This is a genomic window from Vibrio harveyi (genome assembly GCF_030060435.1).
Classification (GTDB): domain Bacteria; phylum Pseudomonadota; class Gammaproteobacteria; order Enterobacterales; family Vibrionaceae; genus Vibrio; species Vibrio harveyi.
Map to the genome: position 1 here is coordinate 527,973 of NZ_CP125875.1, position 18,550 is coordinate 546,522.

Sequence of the window (18,550 nt, forward strand, 5' to 3'; positions counted from 1 at the left end):
ATAAGTTATTTGTACTAAATCTGTTGAAACAAAACTCAGAACAGCTTCAAAAACACCGATTACTCTGTTTTATAAGATTTTGGTTATGTGACTTAAGTCGCCGTAATAACTAGCCTCAGCGTATCTTCCCACCTTCTTTATCCGTGATTTATACAAAAATATCCCATTTCCTAAGATTTTTTATTGGTTGATTTTAAATATTAGGAAACGGGAGAGTGATTGGTTTATCTGAGACGAATTCGGTCTTGCGGCAGGTGTAACTTAAATGCATCGAAACAAAAGTATGAAAGCAAAAAGGATTCAACTATGAAAAGCCCTAAAATCACATTCATCGGTGCGGGTTCTACGATTTTTGTGAAGAACATTCTTGGCGATGTGTTTCATAAGCCGGCCTTCAAAGGAGCGCAAATTGCCTTGATGGATATTGATGAAATCCGCTTGGAGGAATCACACCTAGTAGTAAGCAAGTTGATGGAATCATCCGGTGCGACGGGTACGATCACTTGTCACTTAAACCAAAAAGAAGCATTGCAAGGTGCAGACTTTGTCGTCATCGCATTCCAAATCGGTGGGTATGAGCCATGCACTGTAACGGACTTTGAGATTTGTAAGCGTCACGGTTTGGAGCAAACCATCGCCGACACCTTAGGCCCAGGCGGCATCATGCGCTCACTGCGCACGATTCCTCACCTTTGGAGCGTGTGTGAAGACATGACTGAAGTGTGTCCAAATGCCACCATGCTCAACTACGTTAACCCAATGGCGATGAACACATGGGCGATGTATGAGAAATACCCTCACATCAAACAAGTGGGCTTGTGCCATTCCGTGCAAGGGACGGCGGAGGAGCTGGCTCGCGACCTTGATATCGAATATTCAGACCTTCGTTACACCTGTGCAGGCATCAACCACATGGCGTACTACCTGACACTCGAAAAGAAAAACGAGCAGGGGGAATATGTCGACATTTATCCTGATTTGCTTGAGGCATTTGAATCAGGCAAAGCGCCGAAGCCGGGTTTGCATCACAACGGTCGCTGCACCAACCTAGTCCGCTACGAGATGTTTAAGAAGTTGGGCTACTTTGTGACGGAATCATCAGAACATTTTTCTGAATACACCCCATATTTCATCAAACCAAATCGCCCAGATCTGATTGAACGTTATAAAGTGCCACTTGATGAATATCCTAAACGTTGTGTAGAACAAATTGCTGATTGGAAAAAAGACCTCGAAGACTTCAAAAACGCGGATCAAATCACCGTCAAAGAGTCGCATGAATACGCGAGCACCATCATGAACTCGATTTGGACAGGCACGCCAAGTGTTATCTACGGCAACGTGAAGAATGAAGCGTTAATTGACAACTTGCCACAAGGTTGTTGTGTGGAAGTGGCTTGTCTGGTGGACGCAAACGGCATTCAACCTATCAAAGCTGGTCGATTACCAAATCACTTAGCGGCATTAATGCAGACCAACATCAATGTTCAGACTCTGCTGACGGAAGCCATCCTCACTGAGAACCGAGATCGTATCTATCATGCTGCCATGCTTGATCCTCATACCGCGGCAGTGCTTGGACTCGAAGAGATTTATGCCCTTGTTGATGACTTGATTGAAGCACACGAAGGTTGGTTGCCAGCGTGGGTGCATCAGTAAATCCTGAATCACAAAACCAATATCAATAAAAACGACAATAACGTGAATATACTGCGCCTTCTCGATGAGGGGGCGTAAGGAGTAACAAATGAGTATCTCTATGAATACCAAGCTAAGCTACGGCTTTGGCGCATTTGGTAAAGACTTCGCTATCACCATCGTTTACATGTACTTGATGTTCTACTACACCGATGTTGTTGGTATTTCGGCTGCCGTGGTGGGAACCATCTTCTTAATTGCGCGTATTTGGGATGCAGTGAATGACCCAATTATGGGTTGGATCGTGAACAATACCCGCACACGTTGGGGTAAATTTAAACCTTGGATTTTAATTGGCACCATCACCAACTCAGTGGTGTTGCTCATGCTGTTTAGTGCGCATCACATCGAAGGACCATGGCTTATTGCTTATGCAGCAGTGACTTACATTTTATGGGGCATGACCTACACCTTAATGGATATTCCTTTCTGGTCACTGGTTCCAACACTCACTCTGGACAAACGTGAGCGTGAAGAGCTTGTGCCATACCCTCGATTCTTCGCTAGCCTTGCATGGATTGTTACCGCCGCAATCGCAATGCCGTTCGTGAATTATGTCGGTGGCGACGACAAAGGATTTGGCTTCCAAGTGTTTGCCATTTTGCTTGTCGGTTGTTTCCTTGTCTCAACGTATATCACGCTACGTAACGTCAAAGAGCGCTATTCAACCAGCAACCTTGACGTGACGAAACCTGAAGAAAAAGTCTCACTGAAGAAGCTCCTCTCGCTTATCTACAAAAATGACCAGTTAACGAGCGTGCTTTGTATGGCACTGTCATACAACCTCGCTACCAACATCATCACAGCATTTGCGGTTTACTACTTCACATATGTGGTCGGAAATGAGGAACTTTTCCCTTACTACATGGCTTACGCTGGTATCGCGAACCTAATTACACTGGTGTTGTTCCCTAAATTGGCGCAAATGTTTTCACGTCGAGTGTTATGGGCATGTGCGTCTAGCTTCCCAATCTTAGGCAGTGCAGTCCTTATCTACGTAGGCATGTATGACAAACAAAGCATTCTGCTGATTTCTACAGCGGGCGTGTTATTGCAAATCGGTACGGCGCTATTTTGGGTGCTGAACGTCATTATGGTGGCGGATACAGTGGACTATGGTGAGTACAAGCTAGGTTCACGCTGCGAGAGTATTGCTTACTCAGTACAAACGCTGGTGGTTAAAGCAGGTTCAGCTTTTGCGGCTTTCTTCATTGGTATCGCACTGACCGCAGTGGATTATGTACCGAACATGGAACAAAGCCCTGAAACCGTCTTTGGCATGCAATGCATCATGGTTGGGCTGCCAGCGTTCTTCTTCGCTATCGCTTTGGTTGTGTACTTCCGCTTCTACAAACTCAACGGTGCTTACCACCAAAAAATTCAGGACCATCTGACCGAGAAATACGACCATATTACGACGCAAGAGACGTCAAAAGACCTTACGCGTAAATCTGCCAAGCCGGCAGAAGCACTCTAATCCTACACAGTCAGCGTAAGCTTATTGTTTACGCTGACCTATCAGCACAACGCTCCGCCTTTTTATTTCTCCATCTCTTTTCTCAAAAAACACTAAACCTTTATTTAATTTGGTCGATAAGTATTCAAAGCCTTAATTTTAGGACCCTTTATTTGTGGCGATCACCGTTAATACCAATGTGGCAGCACTTGTCGCACAGCGTCATTTGACCAGTGCAACTGACATGCTGAACCAATCCATGGAGCGTTTGTCTTCAGGGAAGCGTATTAACAGTGCAAAGGATGACGCTGCGGGCCTGCAAATCTCCAACCGCTTGCAATCGCAAATGCGTGGTTTGGATGTTGCCGTGCGTAACGCGAACGACGGCATTTCCATTATGCAAACAGCGGAAGGCGCGATGAATGAAGTGACCAATATCATGCAGCGCATGCGTGATTTGTCGCTCCAATCTGCTAACGGTTCAAACAGCAAAGCAGAACGTACAGCACTGCAGGAAGAAGTTTCTTCACTTAACGATGAGCTAAACCGCATTGCAGAAACTACCTCTTTTGGTGGGCGAAAACTGTTGAATGGCAGCTTTGGTAAATCAGCATTTCAAATTGGTGCAGCGTCAGGTGAGGCGGTACAAGTAGAATTAAAGTCGATGCGCAGTGATGGCATTGAGATGGGCGGTTTTAGTTATATTGCAAACGGACGCGCAAGTTCTGATTGGCAAGTAAAAGATGGTGCAAATGAACTTAGCATGTCATTTAATAATCGTTTTGGTGAAACGGAAACCATCCAAATTAATGCTAAAGCTGGTGATGATATCGAGGAGCTTGCGACTTATATCAATGGTCAGACGGACAAAGTTACGGCGTCAGTGAATGAAAAGGGTCAGTTGCAGTTGTTTATGGCTGGTGAAGAAACCTCGGGAACTTTATCGTTCTCAGGTGACTTAGCGAGTGAACTGGGGTTACAGCTAAAAGGGTACGATGCGGTTGATAACATTGACATTACGTCTGTCGGTGGCGCTCAACAAGCTGTGGCTGTCCTTGATACTGCGATGAAGTACGTTGATAGCCATCGTGCAGAGCTAGGCGCGTATCAAAATCGCTTTAATCATGCGATCAATAATCTGGATAACATCCACGAAAACCTAGCAGCATCGAACAGCCGCATTCAAGATACTGACTACGCCAAAGAAACCACGCAAATGGTGAAGCAACAAATTCTGCAGCAGGTAAGCACCTCTATTCTTGCACAAGCAAAACAAGCCCCAAACCTTGCTTTAACCTTACTTGGCTAAGGCATTCTACTTCGTAATTTCAAGACAAAATCAGCCTGTATCGACAGCGAGAAAAGAAGCTTTAGCGATAATTTGAAGTTTTTTTGCTTTTTTATCTGCTTCGTCACGATTACCCCTCCAAATGAAATTTTTTAAAAAATATCTAAATTTTTTCCTAAAGAAATCAGGGTATGCGCCGTTAATAAAAGTAACTTTGAGAGAACTACTTGGTTTTCCGAGACGTCGGAAACCGCTACATCGGAAAATCAATTGGAGAAATCACCATGGCAGTGAATGTAAACACTAACGTATCAGCGATGACCGCTCAGCGTTACCTAAACAACGCAAACTCAGCACAACAAACTTCAATGGAACGTTTGTCTTCAGGTTTCAAAATCAACAGCGCGAAAGATGACGCTGCGGGTCTTCAAATCTCGAACCGCTTGAACGTACAAAGCCGTGGCTTGGATGTGGCTGTTCGTAACGCGAACGACGGTATCTCGATTGCACAAACAGCAGAAGGTGCAATGAACGAGACAACCAACATCCTACAACGTATGCGTGACCTATCTCTTCAATCAGCGAACGGCTCTAACTCAAAATCTGAGCGTGTTGCGATTCAAGAAGAAGTAACGGCACTAAACGACGAACTAAACCGTATCGCTGAAACAACATCATTCGGTGGTAACCGTCTACTTAACGGTACTTACGGTACTCAGTCTTTCCAAATCGGTGCAGATAACGGTGAAGCCGTGATGCTAAACCTAAAAGACATGCGCTCTGACAACCAAATGATGGGCGGCGTGAGCTACCAAGCTGAAAAAGGCAAAGACAAAGACTGGGGTGTTGAAGCGGGCAAAAACGACCTAAAAATCAGTCTGACAGACAGCTTCGGTAAAGAGCAAGAAATCAACATCAGCGCAAAAGCGGGTGACGATATCGAAGAGCTTGCGACTTACATCAACGGTCAAACAGACCTAGTGAAAGCGTCAGTAGACCAAGACGGTAAACTGCAAGTTTTCGCTGGTAACAACAAAGTTGAAGGCGAAGTAGAGTTTTCTGGCGGTCTTTCTGGTGAGTTAGGTCTAAGCGATGGTAAGAAAGTAACGGTTGATACCATCGATGTAACATCAGTAGGTGGCGCACAAGAATCTGTCGCTATCATTGATGCGGCGTTGAAATACGTAGATAGCCACCGTGCAGAGCTAGGTGCTTTCCAAAACCGTTTCAACCACGCAATCAGCAACTTGGACAACATCAACGAGAACGTGAACGCGTCGAAGAGCCGTATTAAAGATACCGACTTCGCGAAAGAAACGACTCAAATGACTAAGTCACAAATTCTATCGCAAGCGTCAAGCTCAATCCTTGCGCAAGCGAAACAAGCGCCTAACTCAGCGCTAAGCCTACTAGGTTAATTTTCAACCTAAAGGCAAGAACCTCATTGGCTCGTGGTGAGAGATGAGCGAGTAAACCCAGCTTCGGCTGGGTTTTTTTCTGCCTGTTTTGGATTAGGGTCTGTTGACCTTTTGTGATGATTTTTGCAGCAATTTGTAGGTGTTTTATACAAGGCAGAGGCTTTGATATGTAGCTATTCTACCTGATAAGCCGATAACGCAGTAGAAAGCACCTACAAACGCTGCCCAAAGGGTTCGGCTGGGCGCCCCCGGCTAAAAGCGTTTTACTCTTTGTTGAGTCAATTTTACTTAGAACCACTAGGTTTAAATCGACTCGCCGCGATTAAAACGCTTTTATCTCGAACAAAATTTAACCACGAAAGATAAACAGACCCTAATAACCCAGCAGCTAGCCAACCCATTGAATATTAGAGATTCATCACACTTCAGTAAGCTAAAGAAAATAATCGCAAAAAATTGAAAATTTCTCCTAAAGGATATTTATAGGTCGCCGTTAAAGGGACTGAGAGAAATGAGATGTACCTAAGTGAGGTGAGAGACACGACGGTGCATCAACTAAAGCCTTAAGGAGATCAATTATGGCGATTAACGTTAATACTAACGTTTCTGCGATGACCGCACAGCGTTACCTAAACCAAGCGGCTGAAGGTCAACAAAAATCAATGGAGCGTTTGTCTTCGGGTTATAAAATCAATAGCGCGAAAGATGATGCTGCAGGTCTACAGATTTCTAACCGTTTGAACGCACAGAGCCGTGGTCTAGACATGGCTGTGAAAAACGCGAACGACGGTATTTCTATTGCACAGGTTGCTGAAGGTGCAATGAATGAATCTACCAACATCCTACAACGTATGCGTGACCTATCGCTTCAATCTGCGAACGGTTCGAACTCAAAATCAGAACGTGTAGCGATCCAAGAAGAAGTAACAGCGCTTAACGACGAGCTAAACCGTATCGCTGAAACAACCTCTTTCGGTGGTAACAAGCTTCTAAACGGTACTTACGGTACTCAATCTTTCCAAATCGGTGCGGACTCTGGTGAAGCAGTAATGCTTTCTATGGGTAACCTACGTTCTGATACTTCTGCAATGGGTGGTAAGAGCTACGCAGCAGAAGACGGTAAAGATGCGTCATGGACAGTGAGCGATAAAACTGAACTGAAAATGACGTACACCAACAAGCAAGGCGAAGAGCAAGAGCTTACTGTCCAAGCAAAACAAGGCGACGATATTGAGCAGCTAGCGACTTACATCAACGGTCAAAGCGAAGATGTAAAAGCGTCTGTTGGTGAAGATGGCAAACTACAAGTATTTGCTTCTTCTCAAAAAGTAACGGGTGACGTTGAGTTCTCTGGTAACCTAGCGGGTGAGATCGGCTTCGGTGACGCAAAAGACGTAACGGTTAAAGACATCGACGTAACAAGCGTTGCAGGCTCTCAAGAAGCGGTAGCTATCATTGATGGCGCACTAAAATCAGTAGACAGCCAACGTGCGTCTCTTGGTGCATTCCAAAACCGTTTCAACCACGCTATCAGCAACCTAGACAACATTAACGAGAACGTTAATGCGTCTAACAGCCGTATTAAAGATACTGACTACGCGAAGGAAACAACGGCAATGACTAAGTCGCAAATCCTTCAACAAGCAAGTACTTCAATCTTGGCTCAAGCGAAGCAGTCACCATCTGCAGCGCTAAGCTTGTTGGGCTAATCGGGTCGACTCAGCCTAGTGATTACGTCACCAAAGCGATAGACCTATCGTTAGCCCATAAGGTGGAAGGGAGATTGTAATGGAAATATCCTCCTACACATCGAACATCCAGCCTTACGGCACACCGAGTGGCACAAAAGTTGCTAAAGAAAATGGCGTAGGCGCGCCTAGCACAGCAAGTTCAAACGGTACCGCTTCGCCTGTAAAAGCGAGCGATGCCGAACGCGATCTCTCTGTTCAAGCTGCACTTGAAATGGCGGATACCCGCCAAGAGCTGAACAGAGAAGAACGCGAAAAAATGGTTAAGCAAATGAATGAATTTGTCGACGCCATGAATAAGGGAGTGGCGTTTCGTGTTGATGAAGAATCGGGTCGAGACGTCGTGACGATATACGAAGCCACAACCGGTGATGTTATTCGTCAAATTCCTGATGAAGAAATGCTAGTGGTTTTGCGTCGCCTAGCTGAACACACAGCTAACAGCGGTTTGTTAGTTGAAAAGGTGTAAGTCGTTTTTGAGGTGATTTGATGAGTTTAGGCCCTTTGGGGATGTCTGGCGGCATGGATATCAATTCCATGGTCAGCAAAATTGTGGATGCCGAGCGTGTGCCAAAGCAGCAACGCATCGACAACGAGCGTGCGACAATTGACGCCAGCATCAGTGCCTACGGGCGACTCAGAGAATCGTTGGATACGATGAAGAATCTCATGACGAACTTTCGTCAGGAGAAGGCTTTTGCTGTTCGTACGGTAGATACTACCGACGATGCAGTGGTATCTGCGACCGCAACAACAGACGCTATAGCCGGTAAGTATGCTATCGATGTGTTGCAGCTTGCACAGAGTCATAAAGTGGCTTCTGACGTTTTGCCAGAAGATGCTAAGTTTGGACCTGGTAAGCTGCAGATTTCTCTTGGTGATGACACCTTCGACGTTAATGTCCGTTCTAGTTCTAAGCTAGTTGATGTCGTTCGTGGAATTAACGGCGCTAAGGATAACCCTGGCGTACGTGCTTCCGTTATTAACGACGTAGAAGGGCCGCGTTTGATCCTTGCTTCGAATCTATCGGGCAAGGACCATCAAATTAAAGTCAGTGTGGATGCCGATGCAGGTAACCCGCTGAAACATTTCGAATACAAAACTCTAGAAGACCGAGTGAACGCGCTTGAAGAAGCTCGTGAAGCGGCTGAAGCCGTACTTGGACCTCTAAAAGAACCAGAATCAACACCCGATGCAGACCTACCAGAACAGGTGGATGCAGACGGCAATCCTATACCTCCTGAAGAACAAAAAGCGGCAGAAAGTGCGCAAGATGGCGCATCCGATGAACCGATCTCTGCATCCGGCGCTGCTGCGGCGAAAGCTGGACAAGAAGCGATTGATGCCGCTAACAAGCGTGCAAGTATGCGCCCACAAGACAGCATTCCCGGTTGGACTGAAACAGCTTCAGGAACACTTCTCGATTCTTACCGTCCACCGGAACTCGAACTGGATGAGAAAGCGATTGAGAAAGCGCCAGATGTCCCTGGGTGGGATAACACCGCCTCAGGCACACTCACCGATTCATACGTAACAACGAAAGAAGCGAAACAACAGCTCGAACAAGAAAAAGCGGAAATCGAGCAAAAGATTGCGGATGAAAAACAAGAGCTTGACCAAAAAGTTGAACGAGGTGAGCTAACTGAAGCGCAAGCAAAACAAATTCATCGAGCCAAGCTTGAGCCAGAGGAGCGCGAACGTCTTGAAAAAATAGACGTAGCAGAAGCCAAAATCGCAGAAGCAGAGAAGTCTTTTGAAGCGTACTCGGGCATGATGGAAGTACAAGCTGGGCAAGACTCGCAAGTGATGCTTGATGGCGTTGCACAGCTATCTAGTCACAACAACGTGATTGAAGATGCTATTGAAGGTGTCAACTTGACCCTTAAAGGCAAGTCCGAAGTAGGTAAACCTCCTGCTGAAATTGGCGTAGAATACGACCGCGGCAGCGTGCGTAATGACATTGAAAGCTTTGTCTCTGCTTACAACTCGTTCTACCAAACATCGAAAGCACTATCGAGTGTTGACCCTACCACTGGTCAGAAAGGACCGCTTGCGGGCGACAGTACAGTGCGTAATGCTGATGCGAGGCTGAAAGCGGTATTCTCAACGGCGATTGACAAAGCACCAGAAGATTTAAAATCCCTGACTGAGTTCGGTATCACGACCACACGCCAGGGCACATTAGAGATTAACTACGACATGCTGGATCGCCAGTTGAACAGCAACTTTAACGAGTTGGAAAAGTTCTTTGGTGGTAATACCGGTTTTGCCAAACGCGTGGAAGACGCGATTCAGGGCATTACAGGGTTTACTGGCAGTATTCGTACTCGTGAAAAAAGCTTAACTGAGCAGAACTATCGTTTAGGTGATGACCAAGCGGCATTAGATCGCCGTATGGATAGCCTTGAAAAACGCACCCACGCTAAGTTTGCCGCTATGCAAGATGCCACGGGTAAGATGCAAGGGCAGTTGGGCGCATTGATGAACGCGTTGGGTCAATAGATGCGAAGTGAACTCATTGAAATTAGTGATATTGATCAACTAATTGCGCAAGAACTAGAAAAAGTCGACTTTAATGCTGAAGAAATTCTTCGCTTGGTCGATATCAGGGAACGGTTATTGCAAAACCTGCTACCCATTGTCGAGAGCAATCCGCTGGTGAAGCAGGAAGCAGAGTGGCAAGACTTGCTCACTCGTACCAAAAGAATTGTTGAGCTGATGCAAAACGAAACCACGAACGTTGGTAAAGAGCTACATAAGTTCCGTTATGGTAAGCGTTCGCTTCAGCAGTACAAAAAATTTATATAAAAGAGGAATACTATGCGCGGTTCTTTGCAAGCATACAAAAAGGTATCAGTCGACAGCCAGCTGAGTGCGGCGTCTCCGCACAAAGTCATTCAAATGCTAATGGCAGGTGCGATTGAGCGTCTGATCCAAGGTAAAGCAGCAATGCAAGCAGGCAACATTCCAGCAAAAGGCGAGCGTCTAGGTAAAGCGTTAGACATCATCATTGCGCTACGCAGCTGCCTTTCAATGGACGATGGTGGTGACATTGCTTCAAACTTAGATTCACTTTACGAGTTTATGATCACTCAGATTTCTGCCGCGAACCACCAAAACGATCCTCAACCGATCGACGACGTTATCGACATCATCCGTGAGATCAAATCAGCGTGGGACCAGATCCCAACTGAGTTCCACAACCTAACTGCTGCAGAAGTAGGCATTTAATAAAGAAAACAATACCTTACTGATTTGGTAGGGTATTGTGTCTGATTGCACATCAAGTCGTTCAGCAAAGTTACAATCAAGCTCACACCTCTTTATTGCTTGGTTGCCTTATTTTTTTATTCAAATAAAATAGAAGTCATTAGTGGCCCTAATGGCTTTTTTTTGTTGCTGATTTTCCTATTTTGTCTATCGTTAATTGAGAGTGGTCCCACCTTTTCTGACACTCAATTGCGCAAATCAAGGTCTGGCCGCAACAACCCCATAATAAAGGCAATCATTCTTACTTATGCAAGGTTTGGCAAAGCTGCTTGTAATCGATGACGACGCACCAAGTCGTTTAAATATAAGCAATATATTGGAATTTGTTGGAGAAAGTTGCGAAGCTGTCAGTTCTGAGCAGCTAGGCGATGTAGACTGGTCTAGTGTTTGGTCAGGTTGTATTGTGGCTAACATCTCTGCCGGTCAGGCTGCGACAGCAGTAATGACACAACTCAACGAAGCGTACCATATCCCTCTTCTCGTTATGGGCTCTTTCCCATTGCCTGTTGATGACTTGCCAAATTTTGTCGGTGAATTAGAGCAACCTCTAAACTACCCGCAACTTAGCGAAGCGTTACGTCACTGCAAAGACTTTCTTGGTCGCAAAGGTGTGAACGTTGTTGCAAGTGCTCGCAAAAACACTCTTTTCCGCAGTCTCGTTGGTCAAAGCCGTGGTATCCAAGAAGTTCGTCATTTGATTGAACAAGTATCAGGTACAGAGGCAAACGTCTTGATCTTGGGTGAATCAGGGACAGGCAAAGAAGTGGTGGCGCGCAATATCCATTATCATTCTGCTTACCGCAACGGTCCGTTTGTGCCAATTAACTGTGGTGCGATCCCACCAGAGCTTTTAGAAAGTGAGCTATTTGGTCATGAAAAAGGTGCATTTACCGGAGCTTTAACGGCACGTAAAGGTCGTTTTGAATTAGCAGAAGGTGGCACGATCTTCCTTGATGAGATTGGTGATATGCCAATGTCTATGCAAGTGAAGCTGTTGCGCGTATTGCAAGAGCGCTGCTTTGAGCGTGTTGGTGGCAATACGACGATCAAAGTAAACGTTCGTGTTGTAGCTGCAACTCACCGTGATCTAGAAACCATGATCGACGATGGCACGTTCCGTGAAGACCTCTTTTACCGTTTGAATGTATTCCCAATTGAAATGCCTGCGCTAAAAGCGCGTAAGCAAGACATTCCTTTGCTGCTGCAAGAGCTAATGACGCGTCTTGAAGCTGAAGGCGGACAACCAATTTGCTTCACTCCTCGTGCTATCAACTCGCTGATGGAACACAACTGGCCAGGTAACGTACGTGAACTTGCTAACCTTGTTGAGCGTATGGTGATCCTATACCCGAATAGCTTGGTCGACGTGAATCATCTTCCGACTAAATACCGCTACAGTGATATTCCTGAGTTCCAACCTGAAGGGAACCCATTCACAACAGTGGAAGAGCAAGAGCGTGATGTATTCCAAGATATCTTCTCTGAAAACTTCAGCTTTGAAGAGCAGAGCGATCTTGACCACAACATGAATGCACCTCAAGCACTGCCACCGGAAGGAGTCAACTTGAAAGAGTTGCTAGCCGATATGGAGGTCAACATGATCAGCCAAGCGTTAGAAGCGCAAGGCGGTGTAGTGGCACGAGCGGCAGATATGCTCGGTATGCGTCGTACGACATTGGTTGAGAAAATGCGTAAATACAACCTACAGCGCTAGGTTTATCTGATAGCCAAAGTTCACACTTTCAACGGTGATTGGTTATCTTTTCTGATAACGAAAGCACCATTTTCCTAGTGTCAACTTCTTGTCGTTCGCATAACGCTATGATAAATATAGAAAATAGCTTGGTACGCTAATTGCTTACCAAGCTATTTTAGTTTGTAAGTGGCGACAATTCGACAGGCAGTGAATGGACAACAACACTAACCAATCCCATTTAGACTCAGTAGAGAATCAGGTAGAGCGTTATAAACAGGTTCTGGACGTAATGCCGGCTGGCGTGATCTTGTTAGACACGCACGGAGTGGTCCGTGAAGCCAACCCGGAAGCGCATCGAATTCTTGAGATTCCATTAGTCAACGAGAAATGGTTCAACATCATCCAAGCGGTTTTTGATCCGCGTGAAGATGATGGTCATGAAATTTCACTGCGCAATGGTCGCAAAGTGCGTTTGGCCATCTCTGCCTCGGCGACGGGTCAGCTTATCCTGATCACTGACCTAACAGAAACCCGCTTACTGCAATCTCGCGTGAGTGACTTACAACGTTTGTCATCACTCGGTCGTATGGTGGCGTCGCTCGCTCATCAAGTTAGAACGCCTTTATCAAGTGCGATGTTATATGCATCAAATTTAGGTGCGCCGAATCTCCCTCCTGCGACAAGAGAGCGATTTCAGAGCAAATTAATGGATCGACTGCACGATTTGGAGAAGCAGGTTAATGATATGCTGCTTTTTGCCAAAGGTGGTGATAATAAAGTCATTAAGCCATTTAACATTGCTCAGCTGGTGGCTGAATATCAGCCCATGGTGGAAACCGCACTGAAAAACAACAGCATCGATTACTTCCTAGAAGTTGAGGAAGAGCAGACTGAGCTATTAGGTAACGCGAATGCCATTGCTTCAGCATTGAGTAACTTAGTGATGAACGCGATTCAGATGTCAGGCAAAGAATCGCAAATTGATGTCTTTTTCCGCCCGGTAAACGGTGAACTGCGCATTTCTGTGCAAGACAGCGGACCGGGTATACCAAAAGAACTACAAGCCAAAATTATGGAGCCCTTCTTTACCACGCGTTCTCAAGGAACGGGGTTGGGACTTGCTGTTGTTCAAATGGTTTGCCGTGCCCATGACGGTCGATTGGAACTCATTTCAGAGCAGGGTGATGGAGCCTGCTTTACCATGTGCATTCCGCTAGAGCGAGTGCAAGCACATACTGGAGAATCATAATGGCGCAAAGCAAAGTGCTGATCGTAGAAGACGATGAAGGTCTTCGTGAAGCCCTAGTGGATACTCTGGCTCTGGCTGGGTATGAGTGGTTAGAAGCCGATTGTGCAGAAGACGCTTTGGTGAAACTGAAGTCGAACGCGGTAGACATCGTAGTTTCAGATGTACAAATGGCAGGTATGGGTGGCTTAGCGCTGCTCCGTAATATCAAACAGAATTGGCCAAATATGCCCGTTCTGCTTATGACGGCTTATGCAAACATTGAAGACGCCGTGTCGGCAATGAAAGAAGGTGCGATTGATTACATGGCGAAGCCATTTGCACCAGAAGTCTTGCTCAACATGGTAAGTCGCTACGCGCCAATTAAAAGTGACGACAATGGTGACGCGGTAGTTGCAGATGAGAAAAGTCTGCGTCTGCTTGCTCTAGCTGACAAAGTAGCGCGCACTGATGCCAACGTTATGATCTTAGGTCCTAGCGGTTCTGGTAAAGAGGTTATGTCGCGTTACATTCACAACGCTTCAAACCGTAAAGATGGTCCATTTGTTGCCATTAACTGCGCTGCGATCCCAGATAACATGCTTGAAGCGACGCTGTTTGGCTACGAAAAAGGTGCCTTCACTGGGGCAGTTCAAGCTTGTCCAGGCAAATTCGAACAAGCACAAGGCGGTACCATCTTGCTAGATGAAATCAGCGAGATGGACTTGAGTCTGCAAGCGAAGTTACTACGTGTTTTACAAGAGCGTGAAGTGGAGCGTCTGGGCAGTCGTAAGAGTATCAAGCTTGATGTTCGCGTACTTGCAACCAGCAACCGCGATCTTAAACAGTACGTTTCAGAAGGAAACTTCCGTGAAGACTTGTACTACCGTTTGAATGTTTTCCCAATCGCATGGCCAGCACTCTGCGAACGTAAAGGTGACATCTCGCCACTTGCGCAGCATCTTGCTGAGCGCCATTGCAGCAAGATGGGTATGCCTGTGCCTAAGTTCTCTCAAGTTGCATTAGATAAGCTGCTTCAATACCCATGGCCGGGTAACGTTCGTGAGCTGGATAATGTGGTTCAACGTGCGTTGATTTTGAGTGAAAACGGTGACATAGATGCTGAACATATTTTGCTAGAAGGTGTAGATTGGCAAGATGCAAACAGTCTGCAACATGTTGTTCAGAATGCAGAAATGGTCGTACCGGATGTCAAGCCAGTCGCACAAGCTGAGCCAATCAACCGAGTAGCGTCTGGTGGTGAAGGTCTAGGCGGGGAACTCCGTGACCAAGAATACGCCATTATTTTGGAAACATTGATCGAATGTAACGGACGTCGTAAAGAAATGGCAGAAAAACTGGGTATTAGCCCACGAACTCTGCGCTACAAACTTGCTAAAATGCGTGACGCTGGTATCGATATTCCGGCTTAGTAATCACATAAATAGCCATAAGACGAAAGTGTGGGTAAACTACGGCACTATTGTCTTATGGCACAGTAATTGCTGTGTCAATAATCAGTTTTAGTTAATAGTCAAACTTTTGGCTTAGAGGTGACAATGAAAGTTGATGGTATTCAGGCAGAAATGCGCGCCATGATGGTGGAAGCGAGTAACACTGCTCCTACGGCGACAGGCGCGAAAGTTGGTGCAGATTTTGGTGATCTCCTAACAAAAGCCATCAATAACGTAAACTCACTTCAAAAAGCATCGGGTGACCTGCAAACGCGTTTTGACCGTGGTGATGCCGATGTTTCCCTTTCTGACGTTATGATTGCTCGTAACAAGTCCAGTGTTGCTTTCGATGCCACTGTTCAAATCCGCAACAAGCTCGTTGAGTCCTATAAGGATCTCATGAATATGCCAGTGTAATTTAGGTAATAAGTGTGGCAGACAAGTCTACAGATTTAACCGTCACTGATGGCGGCGCAGATGGTGCACTGATTGCTGGCTCAGATCTGGATGTGGAAAGCCAAAACCCAGATCTTGAAGAGCGCAGTGCGTCAAAATTCGATATGGCAGTAGGCGACCTCGATTTACTTCGTCAGGTCGTGTTAGTGCTGTCCATCTCTATCTGTGTTGCGTTAATCGTGATGCTTTTCTTCTGGGTGAAAGAACCGGAAATGCGCCCACTTGGTGCTTACGAAACGGAAGAACTGATCCCTGTGCTGGACTATCTCGACCAGCAAAAAATCAATTACAAGCTAGATGGTAATACCATTTCGGTAGAAGCGAGTGACTATAACTCGATCAAGCTCGGCATGGTGCGTGCTGGTGTAAACCAAGCGACGGCGGCGGGCGATGATATTCTGTTGCAAGATATGGGCTTTGGTGTATCACAGCGTTTGGAACAAGAACGTTTGAAGCTCAGCCGTGAACGCCAACTGGCTCAAGCGATTGAAGAGATGAAGCAGGTACGTAAAGCTCGTGTGCTGCTTGCCCTGCCAAAACACAGTGTGTTTGTTCGCCACAACCAAGAAGCGTCTGCTTCGGTATTTTTGACGCTCTCCACAGGTGCGAACCTTAAACAGCAAGAAGTGGATTCTATCGTCGATATGGTCGCGAGTGCTGTTCCGGGCATGAAGACCTCTCGTATTACGGTAACTGATCAACACGGTCGCCTGCTTAGCTCGGGTTCTCAAGACCCTGCGTCTGCGGCTCGTCGTAAAGAGCAAGAGCTAGAGCGAAGCCAAGAGCAAGCCCTGCGTGAGAAAATCGATTCTGTGCTTCTGCCTATTTTGGGCTTCGGTAACTACACCGCTCAGGTGGATATCCAAATGGATTTCAGTACTGTTGAGCAAACCCGTAAGAATTTCGATCCGAATACTCCGGCAACCCGTAGCGAATACGCGCTAGAAGATTACAACAATGGCAACATGGTCGCGGGCATTCCTGGTGCATTGAGCAACCAGCCGCCAGCGGATGCGTCTATTCCTCAAGATGTGGCGCAAATGAAAGACGGCACATTGACTGGTCAGGGTTCGGTACGTAAAGAATCAACGCGTAACTTTGAGCTTGATACCACGATCAGCCATGAACGTAAGCAAACCGGTACGCTGGCTCGTCAAACGGTTTCTGTTGCGATCAAAGACCGCCGTACCGTGAATCCTGATACTGGTGAAGTGACTTATACACCATTGTCTGAATCTGAAATTAATGCAATTCGCCAAGTTCTGATCGGCACGGTTGGTTTCGATCAAAGTCGTGGTGACTTACTCAACGTTTTGAGCGTCAAGTTTGCTGAACCAGAGCTTGAGCAAATGGCTGATCCACCAATTTGGGAGCATCCAAACTTCAACGATTGGGTTCGTTGGTTTGCAAGCGCGTTAGTGATCATCGTGGTTATCTTGGTACTGGTTCGCCCAGCAATGAAGAAACTGCTCAACCCAGCCAACAACGACGAAGACGAAATGTACGGACCAGATGGCTTGCCAATTGGTGCGGATGGCGAAACCAGCCTGATTGGTAGCGACATCGAAAGCGGTGAACTGTTTGAGTTTGGCTCAAGCATCGATTTACCTAACCTTCACAAAGATGAAGATGTACTCAAAGCAGTGCGCGCTCTGGTGGCGAATGAGCCAGAGCTTGCCGCTCAAGTTGTGAAAAACTGGATGAACGAAAATGGCTAACGATATCGTACCTCAAGATGAAAACGGCGCAGGCGTTCCTGCGGAGTTTGATGTCTCTAGCATGACAGGCGAAGAAAAAGCGGCGATCTTGCTGCTCAGCCTGAATGAAGGTGATGCCGCTGGCATTATTCGTCACTTAGAACCAAAACAAGTTCAACGTGTTGGTAGTGCGATGGCACGTGCTAAAGATCTAAGCCAAGACAAAGTGTCTGGTGTGCACCGCGCGTTTTTAGAAGACATCCAGAAATACACCAACATCGGTATGGGCAGCGAAGACTTTATGCGTAATGCGCTGGTGGCTGCTCTGGGTGAAGACAAAGCAAACAACTTGGTTGATCAAATCCTACTGGGTACAGGCTCGAAAGGTCTGGATTCACTTAAATGGATGGACCCTCGCCAAGTGGCAAGCATCATTGTCAACGAGCACCCGCAAATCCAAACCATCGTACTTTCGTACTTGGAAGCGGATCAGTCTGCAGAAATTCTTTCTCAGTTCCCAGAGCGTGTGCGTCTGGATCTGATGATGCGTATTGCCAACCTAGAAGAAGTTCAGCCATCGGCACTGGCAGAGCTGAACGAGATCATGGAGAAACAGTTCGCAGGTCAAGCGGGTGCGCAAGCCGCGAAGATTGGCGGTCTGAAGGCAGCAGCAGAAATCATGAACTACCTAGACAACAACGTCGAAGGTATCTTGATGGAGCAAATTCGCGACCAAGACGAAGACATGGCGACACAAATCCAAGACCTTATGTTCGTATTCGAGAACTTGGTGGAAGTGGACGACCAAGGCATTCAGAAGTTGCTGCGTGACGTTCCTCAAGATGTCCTACAGCGTGCACTTAAAGGTGCCGACGACTCTCTACGTGAGAAAGTCTTCAAGAACATGTCTAAACGTGCAGCTGAGATGATGCGCGACGATATCGAAGCAATGCCGCCAGTTCGCGTAGCAGACGTAGAAGCGGCGCAAAAAGAGATCCTGGCAATTGCTCGTCGTATGGCAGATGCTGGCGAGATCATGCTATCTGGTGGCGCGGACGAGTTCTTATAATCATTTCTTCGTTCCTTTTCTTCCTTCAAGCTGGGGAGAAAAGGAGCAAGCACTTCCTTAAATAACGCACTTTAT

The 18,550-nt window shown here is 46.4% G+C and carries 15 protein-coding genes; all 15 read left to right on the top strand.

The window, feature by feature from the left end:
• The first annotated feature begins 306 nt into the window (after positions 1-306).
• The 15 genes from melA (at position 307) to fliG (ending at position 18,475) form a co-directional block, all read left to right on the top strand.
• Positions 307-1,659: an alpha-glucosidase/alpha-galactosidase gene (melA, locus tag QMY49_RS02470; RefSeq protein WP_009698611.1), complete on the top strand. Its 1,353-nt coding sequence runs from the start codon at positions 307-309 to the stop codon at positions 1,657-1,659.
• Positions 1,660-1,747: 88 nt separating this feature from the next.
• Positions 1,748-3,175, top strand: coding sequence for a melibiose:sodium transporter MelB (gene melB, locus QMY49_RS02475; RefSeq protein ID WP_050935929.1), 1,428 nt, complete (start codon positions 1,748-1,750; stop codon positions 3,173-3,175).
• 154 nt (positions 3,176-3,329) lie between these two features.
• Positions 3,330-4,463 carry a flagellin gene (locus QMY49_RS02480; RefSeq protein WP_239213369.1) on the top strand — a complete coding sequence of 378 codons (1,134 nt, stop codon included), beginning with the start codon at positions 3,330-3,332 and terminating at the stop codon, positions 4,461-4,463.
• 263 nt (positions 4,464-4,726) lie between these two features.
• A complete protein-coding gene (locus tag QMY49_RS02485; RefSeq protein WP_005447265.1) occupies positions 4,727-5,860 on the top strand; it encodes a flagellin in 1,134 nt (377 codons plus the stop codon).
• A gap of 578 nt (positions 5,861-6,438) precedes the next feature.
• Entirely contained in the window at positions 6,439-7,569 is a 1,131-nt protein-coding gene (locus QMY49_RS02490; protein WP_005448343.1) for a flagellin, read from the top strand.
• 79 nt (positions 7,570-7,648) lie between these two features.
• A complete protein-coding gene (gene flaG / locus QMY49_RS02495; RefSeq protein WP_017817799.1) occupies positions 7,649-8,077 on the top strand; it encodes a flagellar protein FlaG in 429 nt (142 codons plus the stop codon).
• A gap of 20 nt (positions 8,078-8,097) precedes the next feature.
• On the top strand, positions 8,098-10,110 hold the full coding sequence (gene fliD / locus QMY49_RS02500) for a flagellar filament capping protein FliD (protein ID WP_283312676.1): 2,013 nt from the start codon (positions 8,098-8,100) through the stop codon (positions 10,108-10,110).
• On the top strand, positions 10,111-10,416 hold the full coding sequence (fliT, locus tag QMY49_RS02505) for a flagellar protein FliT (RefSeq protein ID WP_005448349.1): 306 nt from the start codon (positions 10,111-10,113) through the stop codon (positions 10,414-10,416).
• 12 nt (positions 10,417-10,428) lie between these two features.
• Complete coding sequence (gene fliS, locus QMY49_RS02510; RefSeq protein ID WP_005438665.1) at positions 10,429-10,839, top strand: flagellar export chaperone FliS; 411 nt, start codon at positions 10,429-10,431, stop codon at positions 10,837-10,839.
• Between the two features lie 286 nt (positions 10,840-11,125).
• Positions 11,126-12,592 (top strand): sigma-54 dependent transcriptional regulator, encoded by a 1,467-nt coding sequence (locus QMY49_RS02515; protein WP_283312679.1) that lies wholly within the window; start codon positions 11,126-11,128, stop codon positions 12,590-12,592.
• 193 nt (positions 12,593-12,785) lie between these two features.
• On the top strand, positions 12,786-13,823 hold the full coding sequence (locus QMY49_RS02520) for a sensor histidine kinase (protein ID WP_005448353.1): 1,038 nt from the start codon (positions 12,786-12,788) through the stop codon (positions 13,821-13,823).
• Entirely contained in the window at positions 13,823-15,232 is a 1,410-nt protein-coding gene (locus QMY49_RS02525; protein ID WP_005448355.1) for a sigma-54-dependent transcriptional regulator, read from the top strand. Before QMY49_RS02520 ends, QMY49_RS02525 begins: the two co-directional genes overlap by 1 nt.
• Before the next feature lie 126 nt (positions 15,233-15,358).
• Positions 15,359-15,670, top strand: coding sequence for a flagellar hook-basal body complex protein FliE (gene fliE, locus QMY49_RS02530; RefSeq protein ID WP_005448364.1), 312 nt, complete (start codon positions 15,359-15,361; stop codon positions 15,668-15,670).
• A 14-nt stretch (positions 15,671-15,684) separates the two neighbouring features.
• The gene (fliF, locus tag QMY49_RS02535) at positions 15,685-17,427 is read left to right on the top strand and encodes a flagellar basal-body MS-ring/collar protein FliF (RefSeq protein ID WP_283312682.1); all 1,743 of its coding nucleotides are present in this window, start codon (positions 15,685-15,687) and stop codon (positions 17,425-17,427) included.
• Positions 17,420-18,475: a flagellar motor switch protein FliG gene (gene fliG, locus QMY49_RS02540; RefSeq protein ID WP_005448366.1), complete on the top strand. Its 1,056-nt coding sequence runs from the start codon at positions 17,420-17,422 to the stop codon at positions 18,473-18,475. The genes fliF and fliG overlap by 8 nt, the downstream gene beginning before the upstream one ends.
• The last annotated feature ends 75 nt before the right edge of the window (positions 18,476-18,550 follow it).

Bases quoted from the DNA above. Each gene is read 5' to 3' on its own strand.
- fliD (WP_283312676.1), top strand. From the start codon at position 8,098: ATGAGTTTAGGCCCTTTGGGGATGTCTGGCGGCATGGATATCAATTCC.
- melA (WP_009698611.1), top strand. From the start codon at position 307: ATGAAAAGCCCTAAAATCACATTCATCGGTGCGGGTTCTACGATTTTT.
- QMY49_RS02485 (WP_005447265.1), top strand. From the start codon at position 4,727: ATGGCAGTGAATGTAAACACTAACGTATCAGCGATGACCGCTCAGCGT.
- QMY49_RS02520 (WP_005448353.1), top strand. From the start codon at position 12,786: ATGGACAACAACACTAACCAATCCCATTTAGACTCAGTAGAGAATCAG.
- melB (WP_050935929.1), top strand. From the start codon at position 1,748: ATGAGTATCTCTATGAATACCAAGCTAAGCTACGGCTTTGGCGCATTT.
- fliS (WP_005438665.1), top strand. From the start codon at position 10,429: ATGCGCGGTTCTTTGCAAGCATACAAAAAGGTATCAGTCGACAGCCAG.
- flaG (WP_017817799.1), top strand. From the start codon at position 7,649: ATGGAAATATCCTCCTACACATCGAACATCCAGCCTTACGGCACACCG.
- QMY49_RS02515 (WP_283312679.1), top strand. From the start codon at position 11,126: ATGCAAGGTTTGGCAAAGCTGCTTGTAATCGATGACGACGCACCAAGT.
- QMY49_RS02490 (WP_005448343.1), top strand. From the start codon at position 6,439: ATGGCGATTAACGTTAATACTAACGTTTCTGCGATGACCGCACAGCGT.
- fliE (WP_005448364.1), top strand. From the start codon at position 15,359: ATGAAAGTTGATGGTATTCAGGCAGAAATGCGCGCCATGATGGTGGAA.
- fliT (WP_005448349.1), top strand. From the start codon at position 10,111: ATGCGAAGTGAACTCATTGAAATTAGTGATATTGATCAACTAATTGCG.
- QMY49_RS02525 (WP_005448355.1), top strand. From the start codon at position 13,823: ATGGCGCAAAGCAAAGTGCTGATCGTAGAAGACGATGAAGGTCTTCGT.
- fliG (WP_005448366.1), top strand. From the start codon at position 17,420: ATGGCTAACGATATCGTACCTCAAGATGAAAACGGCGCAGGCGTTCCT.